General features: G+C 70.1%; 3 protein-coding genes. All 3 read left to right on the top strand.

Translation table 11 applies throughout. The annotated features are described in order from the left end of the window. Window positions 1-335 (top strand): hypothetical protein (locus ACWDU1_RS31685; RefSeq protein WP_450004098.1); only part of this gene is annotated, 335 nt, incomplete at its 5' end. 74 nt (window positions 336-409) lie between these two features. Then, complete coding sequence (locus tag ACWDU1_RS31680; protein ID WP_450004097.1) at window positions 410-853, top strand: hypothetical protein; 444 nt, start codon at window positions 410-412, stop codon at window positions 851-853. 52 nt (window positions 854-905) lie between these two features. After that, window positions 906-2,366: AMP-binding protein (locus tag ACWDU1_RS31675; protein WP_450004096.1), on the top strand; the 1,461-nt coding region annotated here is incomplete at its 3' end.

Raw genomic sequence — 2,366 nt, 5'->3', positions numbered from 1 at the left:
AGTGCAGCAGCGCCGGGGTCGCCGAAGGCGGATCTGCCTGTTCGGTGATCGCCCTGCGGCTGCCCGTGGTTGCCGGTGTCCTCGGGATACGTTCGGATGCCCGCCCCGTCGGCGGTGCCGCGATGCGGTTCACGGTGGACCTGTGGGCGCACGATGTCCTCCTGCCTCACGCGTCGGGCATCGTCGACGGTATCGAGTCCGTGTCGGCCCGGCGAGGGCCGATCGGCCTCTGTGCCCGGGTCTTCGGTTCGTACGGGCCGGTGGGCCGACCGGTACGCCACCGGGCCCGGCAGGACTCGCGGCGGATACGGGCATTGCGCCCACCCAACCGATGACCTTCTTCTCTGCCCGGTGACCGGCTCCGGCGAGATGCTCGATAGGGAGCTCAGGCCCGGAGAAGGTGGGTGAAATGACGGAGCAGAGGCCCGACCAGTGGTCTGGTTACCGGCGTACGATCGAGCGCTTCTGGGCACGGCGACCGAGCAATCCGAACGTTCTCATGCGCCGGTGCGATCGGATCGATGCCGCGGTGCGGATCACCGCACTGGTGCTCGCGCTGTTGATGGTCCCGGTGGCCGGCACCGTCGGAACCCTGGTCTACTCCGGCTTCGAGCGCCGGGTCGCCGCAGCGGCATCCGGACCCGGTGCGGGTTCCGGCACGGCGGCGTTGACGGGCATCGGGGCCGGGGTGGGTTTTCTCATGGTGTGCTGGATGGGCGCGGGATGTCTCGCCTACGGCAGCGCGCGCTGGGCCGAACATAGCCGTGACCGGTACTGGGAACGACAGTGGCGCCGGTTCACCGGCACAACAGAGGGCCGCGCCCGGGGCGACGCACCGGACACGAATTCGTGACCGAAACCGCGACGCCCGGGCGCGAGTCATCAACCGCGATTCGGAGGCCGAGATGACATCAGTGAGCCGCACCGGGGCGCCGCGGCTGCCCGACTGGGCGCCGATCGACAAGACGCCCGCCGAGCGGGCGGATGCGAACATCTCCGACTACTTGCTCGAGCGCCGGACATTCGACTGGGACGAGGCGCGGTCCGAACTGGCGGGAATACCCGGCGGCGGGGTGAATATCGCTGTGGAGGCGGTCGATCGCCATCTCGGCACGCCGTTGGCGGAGGCGACCGCACTGCGCTGGCTCTCGGCGGAAGGTGCCCGCACCGAACTCACCTATGCCGAGCTGGCCACGCTGAGCAGTCGTTTCGCACGCGCTCTCCAAGGCCTGAAAGTGCGGCGCGGTGAGCGTGTCGCTCTTCTGCTGGGACGGACCCCGGAGTTGTACGTGGCCGCGCTGGGAGCCTGGAAGGCCGGTGCCGTGGTGGTGCCGCTCTTCTCGGCGTTCGGTCCCGCACCCGTACGTCAGCGGCTCGAGATGGCCGATGCCACCACTCTCGTCACCACTATCTCGCTGTATCAGCGACGGGTCGCGCCCGTTCGCGAGGGCCTGCCGCGGTTGCGGAATATCGTGCTCACCGACGAACTTCTCGAGGAGGAGCCGATCGCCGGGGCCGTCAGCATGCCGGTCGCCGTCGCCGCCGCCGAGGACCATTTCCCGGTCGTACGCACCGCTCCCGACGACCCCGCGCTATTGCATTTCACCAGTGGCACGACCGGGAAGCCGAAAGGTGCCATCCACGCGCACGAAGCCGTCCTCGCCCACCGCATCACCGCGCGCAGCGCCCTGGACCTGCGGCCGCGCGATATCTACTGGTGCACCGCCGACCCCGGCTGGGTGACCGGGATGTCGTACGGGGTGATCGCGCCTCTGACTCTCGGCGCGACGATCGTCAGCGACGAGGCCGACTTCGACACCGAACGCTGGTACCGCATCCTCACCGCGGAGCGGGTCTCGGTCTGGTACACCGCGCCCACCGCGCTACGCATGCTCATGCGCCGCGGTGACCGGCTGCCCGCGGGCACCGATCTGTCGGCGCTGCGTTTCGTGGCCGCCGTCGGCGAACCGCTGAACCCGGAGGTCGTGGAGTGGGGCAGGCGTGCCCTCGGCCGGACGATCCACGACAACTGGTGGCAGACCGAAACCGGGGCGATCATGATCGCGAATCTGGCCGCCGAACAGGTGCGGCCGGGTTCGATGGGGCGGCCCCTGCCGGGTATCGACGCCACGATTCTGCGGCGGGGCCCCGACGGCCGCGCCGCGATCGCCGGCGGCACCGTCGACGAGGCCGACGACGGCGAGGTCGGTGAACTGGCGTTGCGGACCGGCTGGCCGTCGATGTTCCGTGGCTACCTGGGTGAACCGGGCAGGTACGCGCGGGTGTTCGCCGGGGACCGGTATCTGTCCGGTGACCTGGCCCGGCGCGACGCGGACGGCTACTACTGGTTCGTGGGCCGCGCCGAC

The organism is Nocardia sp. NPDC003345 (genome assembly GCF_053589395.1).
This window is presented reverse-complemented; position numbering and strand designations above follow the sequence as displayed.